Below are 5,056 nucleotides of genomic sequence, written 5' to 3'. Positions count from 1 at the left end.
GCAGGACGACGTCCGCCGACGGGAGCTCCGTGACGCGCACACCGGTCTCGACCCGGCCACCGTGTCGCTCGACGTCCGCCGCCAACGCCGCCGTGATCGCCCCCGATCCCCCGCGGGCGACCGCCCAGCCGTGCCGGTGCCCGGCCGTGAGGATGCCGAGCCCGATCGCGGAGGTCAGCGGCCGCTCCAGCGGGTGGAACGCGTGCGCGGCGACGCCCGCCCACAGCGCGGCGGCCTCCGGCGTGCGGAACGCCCGACCGAGCGTGGTCGCCGGGAGCAGCGCCGGGATCCCGAAGCGGGCGAGGTCGAAGGGGCGGGAGGGCAGGCGCAGCAGGGGTCCCAGGACGTCCGGGGCGAACCGCTCGTAGCGCGCGGAGGGCCCGCCGAACAGCCCGCGCCACAGTGGACCGTCCGCCCCGAGCCCGGCCGCGGTCTCCGTGACCGACCGGTGCAGGACGCCGGCCTCCGCCGCCTCGAGCGGATGGACGCAGTCGATCTCGGGCAGCGCCCACTCGAGGTCCAGGCCGAGCTCCCGCAGCACCGGCGAGCCGACCGCCATCGGGTGCACGGCCGAGCAGCGGTCGTGGAGCAGGCCCGGGAGGATCGCCTCCTCGGTGCGCGCCCCGCCGCCGAGCACGGCGTCGGCCTCCAGCACCGTGACCGCGACCCCGGCCCGCGCGAGCACGGCCGCGGCCGCGAGTCCGTTGGGGCCGCTGCCGACCACCACCGCGGAGCTCACGCACCGAACCCTAGGGTGTGTCTCCCGACCGTCTCGCTCTGAGACGCTTTCTTGACTGATTCCAGTTCGTCGGCCAGAGTTGCCGTCGTGCCGACGACCGCGGACCTCGAGGGACTGCTGCGGGGAGCCGCCTTGCGCGTGACCCGGCCCCGCGTGGCAGTCCTGTCCGCCGTGCACGACCGCCCACACGCCGACACGGCCTCGATCCTCGGGGCCGTCCGGGAGTCCCTCGGGGAGGTGTCCCACCAGGCCGTCTACGACGTGCTCCGCGCGCTCACCGCGGCGGGCCTGGTGCGGTCCATCCAACCGAGCGGGTCCCTCGCGCGCTACGAGGCACGCGTCGGGGACAACCACCACCACGTCGTGTGCCGGTCGTGCGGAGCCATCGCCGACGTCGACTGTGCCGTCGGGTCCGCTCCCTGTCTGACCGCGTCGGACGACCACGGCTTCGCGATCGACGAGGCCGAGGTCGTCTACTGGGGCCTGTGCCCCACCTGCTCCCACCTGAGATGACCACGGAAGGATGTCCCGTGTCTGACGACCACACCACTGTCGAAAAGGGAATGAACGAGGCGGAGGCCGGCGGCTGCCCGGTCCACTCCGGACGCCTGGGGCACCCCACCGAGAGCGCGAGCAACACCGACTGGTGGCCGAACCAGCTCAACCTGAAGATCCTGCGCAAGCACCCCGCCGTCGCGAACCCGCTGGCCGAGGACTTCGACTACCCGGCCGTGTTCGCCACCGTCGACCTCGACGAGCTGGCCGCGGACGTCGACGCCGTCCTCACCGACTCGAAGGACTGGTGGCCCGCGGACTTCGGGCACTACGGCCCGTTCATGATCCGCATGGCGTGGCACAGCGCGGGCACCTACCGCGTGGAGGACGGCCGCGGTGGCGCCGGCGCCGGTATGCAGCGCTTCGCGCCGCTGAACAGCTGGCCGGACAACGGCAACCTGGACAAGGCCCGCCGTCTGCTGTGGCCGGTCAAGAAGAAGTGGGGCCAGAAGGTCTCCTGGGCCGACCTGATGATCTTCACGGGCAACCGCGCCCTGGAGACCATGGGCTTCACGACCTTCGGCTTCGCCGGCGGCCGCCCGGACGTCTGGGAGCCGGACGAGGACGTCTACTGGGGCCCGGAGCGCACCTGGCTCGGCGACGAGCGCTACACCGGTGACCGCGAGCTGGAGAAGCCGCTCGGCGCCGTCCAGATGGGTCTGATCTACGTCAACCCGGAGGGCCCCAACGCCAACCCGGACCCGATCGCGTCGGCGCGGGACATCCGCGAGACCTTCGGCCGGATGGCGATGAACGACGAGGAGACCGTCGCGCTGATCGCGGGCGGCCACACCTTCGGCAAGACCCACGGCGCGGCGAACCCGGACGTCGACGACAACGTCGGCCCGGAGCCCGAGGGTGCGCCGATCGAGCTGCAGGGCCTCGGCTGGAAGCAGGGCTTCCGCTCCGGCAAGGGCCACGACACCATCACGTCGGGCCTCGAGGTCACCTGGACCACCACGCCCACGCAGTGGAGCAACAACTTCTTCGAGAACCTGTTCGGCTTCGAGTGGGAGCTCTCGAAGAGCCCCGCCGGTGCCAACCAGTGGGTCGCGAAGGACGCCGAGGCGATCATCCCCGGCCCGGAGGCCGGTGACCCGAAGCGCCTGCCGACCATGCTCACCACGGACCTGGCGCTGCGCTTCGACCCGATCTACGAGCAGATCTCGCGCCGGTTCTTCGAGAACCCGGACCAGTTCGCCGACGCGTTCGCCCGCGCCTGGTACAAGCTCACCCACCGCGACATGGGCCCGATCCAGCGCTACGTGGGCTCCCAGGTCCCGGCCGAGGAGCTGCTCTGGCAGGACCCGGTGCCCGCCCGCGGCGACTACACCCTCACCGACGCGCAGGTCGCCGACCTCAAGGCGAAGATCCTCGACTCGGGGCTCACCGTCTCGCAGCTGGTGTCCACCGCATGGGCCGCGGCCTCGTCGTTCCGGATCAGCGACAAGCGCGGTGGCGCCAACGGCGGCCGCATCCGGCTCGAGCCGCAGCGCGGCTGGGAGGTCAACGACCCGGACGAGCTCGCCCAGGTCATCCGGGTCCTCGAGGGCATCCAGTCCTCCTACGACGGGACCGTCTCGTTCGCCGACCTCGTCGTCCTCGGCGGCGTCGCGGCCGTCGAGAAGGCGGCGGCGGACGCCGGGACCCCGGTCTCGGTGCCCTTCACCCCCGGCCGCACGGACGCCACGCAGGAGAAGACGGACGTCGAGTCCTTCTCCTACCTGGAGCCGACGGTCGACGGGTTCCGCAACTTCCGCGGCAAGGGCCACCGCCTGCCCGGCGAGTACCTGCTCGTCGACAAGGCGAACCTGCTGGGCCTGTCCGCGCCGGAGCTGACCGTGCTGGTCGGCGGGCTGCGCGTGCTGGGCGCCAACTCGGGCGGCTCGAAGAACGGCGTGTTCACGGACAAGGTCGGCGTGCTGACGAACGACTTCTTCGTCAACCTGCTGGACCTGGACCTGACCTGGGCCTCCACCGGCGACGAGGACCTGTTCGAGGGTTCCGTCGGCGGCGAGGTCAAGTACACCGGCACCCGGGCGGACCTGGTCTTCGGCTCGAACTCCGAGCTGCGGGCCCTCGCCGAGGTCTACGCCTCCGACGACGCCAAGGAGAAGTTCGTCGCGGACTTCGCCACGGCCTTCGCCAAGGTGCTCGACGCGGACCGCTACGACGTCTGATCCGCTGAGCTGACCGACTGCTCGACCGGGCCCCTGACGATTCCTCAGGGGCCCGGTCGCGTCCCGGCGGACGTCGCCGGGGCCGCGTTGCTGAACGCGGCCGGGGTCGTCGGCGTCGACAGGCTGTCGGCGCGCTTCCTGCGGGTCGGCCTGGCCTCCCCCGCCCGGGGAACCTGCGGCTGCGGACCCACAGCACCCAGCAGGGCGAGACCGACCTGATCGTCTTCCCCCACGGGGCCTACTGGGCGCAGGGTCGGACGGGGCTCGGCCGACGGCCTAGAGGGTCGACGCCGTCTCGAAGCGCACGAGCTTCGGCGGTGCCGCGAGCAGCGAACCGAGCGGGGAGGCACCGGCCTCGGTGGCCCGCCAGGCCCGGTAGGCGGCGTCGTGCTCCAGGGACTCCCAGCGCTCCACGACGGACACCCGCGCCGGGTCCGTCACGTCCACCAGCACCTCGACCCCGGTGCAGCCGTCGAAGGCCCGGGTGTCGGCGAGGATGGCGTCGAGCTGCTTCATCGACGAGTCGAGCTCGTCCGCGCGGAAGGTGAGCTCCAGGATCGCGGTCAGCATGAGGTGCTCCGTACGGGTCGGGGGTCGCGATCATCACCCTGTCACGGGAACCGGAGCCGTCACCAGGGGATCTCACCGGCGTCCTCGAAGAACCCGCCGGTGGGCCCGTCGTCCGGGAGGGTGGCGAGCCGGATCGCGGTGGCCGCGCCCTGGTCGGGCGTGCGGTGGCCGCGGAAGCCGTTGAGGTCCGTGGCGACGAACCCGGGGCAGGCCAGGTTGACGAGGACGTTCGTGTCCTTCAGCTCCTTCGCGTACTGGACCATGATCCCGTTCAGGAAGGTCTTCGACGGCGAGTAGGCCGCGGAGATCGGACCGGTGTCACCGGCGTCGGCCGACTGCCGGGTCAGCGAGCCGACGCCGCTCGACACGGTCACGATCCGCGGGTGCGGCGAGCGGCGCAGCAGCGGCAGCACCGCATTGGTCACCCGGATCACGCCGAGCACGTTCGTCTCGACGACGGTGCGCACGGTGTCCAGGTCCACCGAAGTGGGCTCCTGCGGCATGCTGCCGGTGATCCCGGCGTTGTTGACCAGCACGTCGAGCCGGTCGAGGCTCGCGGCGGCCGCGGCGACGCTCGCGTCGTCGGTCACGTCCAGCGGGACCCCGAAGGCATCCACCCCCGCCGCCCGCAGCTTCTCGACGGCGGTCTCCCGGCGGGCGGCGTCCCGCGCGCCGACCCCCACCCGCCAGCCCAGCGCGCCCAGGCCCGCCGCGATCTCGTAGCCGATCCCCTTGTTCGCGCCGGTGACCAGCGCGGTCGTCTGTTCGCTCATGGGATCGATCGTCGTCCGCGCACCGGGGACGCGGCCAACACCGATCGGGTCGTCGGCGATACCTCGGGGGTATCGTCGAGGCGATGGAGACCCGCGAGCTTCGGTACTTCGTCGCCGTCGCCGAGGAGCTGCACTTCGGGCGGGCGGCGCAGCGGCTCGGCATGGCGCAGCCGCCGCTGTCCCGCGCGATCCAGCAGCTCGAACGCCGACTCGGCGCCACGCTGCTGGACCGCACCAGC

Annotated in this window: 6 protein-coding genes; 3 read left to right on the top strand and 3 right to left on the bottom strand. The window is 72.3% G+C overall.

Going from position 1 to position 5,056, the window contains the following annotated elements; translation table 11 throughout:
* Positions 1 to 739, bottom strand: a 739-nt coding sequence (locus H5J29_RS35930) for a phytoene desaturase family protein (RefSeq protein WP_181782679.1), incomplete at its 3' end; no start/stop codon positions are given.
* Between the two features lie 87 nt (positions 740 to 826).
* Between H5J29_RS35930 and H5J29_RS20530 the strand changes: the two genes are divergently transcribed.
* Entirely contained in the window at positions 827 to 1,252 is a 426-nt protein-coding gene (locus H5J29_RS20530) for a Fur family transcriptional regulator (RefSeq protein ID WP_181782678.1), read from the top strand.
* A 50-nt stretch (positions 1,253 to 1,302) separates the two neighbouring features.
* Positions 1,303 to 3,474 carry a catalase/peroxidase HPI gene (katG, locus tag H5J29_RS20525; RefSeq protein ID WP_181782677.1) on the top strand — a complete coding sequence of 724 codons (2,172 nt, stop codon included), beginning with the start codon at positions 1,303 to 1,305 and terminating at the stop codon, positions 3,472 to 3,474.
* A 276-nt stretch (positions 3,475 to 3,750) separates the two neighbouring features.
* Here the strand turns inward: katG and H5J29_RS20520 are convergent, their stop codons facing one another.
* Both H5J29_RS20520 and H5J29_RS20515 read right to left on the bottom strand, forming a co-directional pair.
* Entirely contained in the window at positions 3,751 to 4,044 is a 294-nt protein-coding gene (locus H5J29_RS20520; protein ID WP_181782676.1) for a putative quinol monooxygenase, read from the bottom strand.
* A 59-nt stretch (positions 4,045 to 4,103) separates the two neighbouring features.
* A complete protein-coding gene (locus H5J29_RS20515) occupies positions 4,104 to 4,817 on the bottom strand; it encodes an SDR family oxidoreductase (protein ID WP_181782675.1) in 714 nt (237 codons plus the stop codon).
* 83 nt (positions 4,818 to 4,900) lie between these two features.
* On the opposite strand from H5J29_RS20515, the gene H5J29_RS20510 reads away from it, so the two are divergent.
* Positions 4,901 to 5,056, top strand: a 156-nt coding sequence (locus H5J29_RS20510) for a LysR family transcriptional regulator (protein ID WP_181782674.1), incomplete at its 3' end; no start/stop codon positions are given.

Source organism: Pseudonocardia pini (genome assembly GCF_013870575.1).
Taxonomy (GTDB): domain Bacteria; phylum Actinomycetota; class Actinomycetes; order Mycobacteriales; family Pseudonocardiaceae; genus Pseudonocardia; species Pseudonocardia pini.
The sequence above is the reverse complement of the archived record's forward strand: the minus strand, read 5'-3'. Positions and strand labels throughout refer to the sequence as shown.

Excerpts from the sequence above, each read along its gene's own strand:
- H5J29_RS20515 (WP_181782675.1), bottom strand. The coding sequence starts at position 4,817 with ATGAGCGAACAGACGACCGCGCTGGTCACCGGCGCGAACAAGGGGATC.
- katG (WP_181782677.1), top strand. The coding sequence starts at position 1,303 with ATGAACGAGGCGGAGGCCGGCGGCTGCCCGGTCCACTCCGGACGCCTG.
- H5J29_RS20520 (WP_181782676.1), bottom strand. The coding sequence starts at position 4,044 with ATGCTGACCGCGATCCTGGAGCTCACCTTCCGCGCGGACGAGCTCGAC.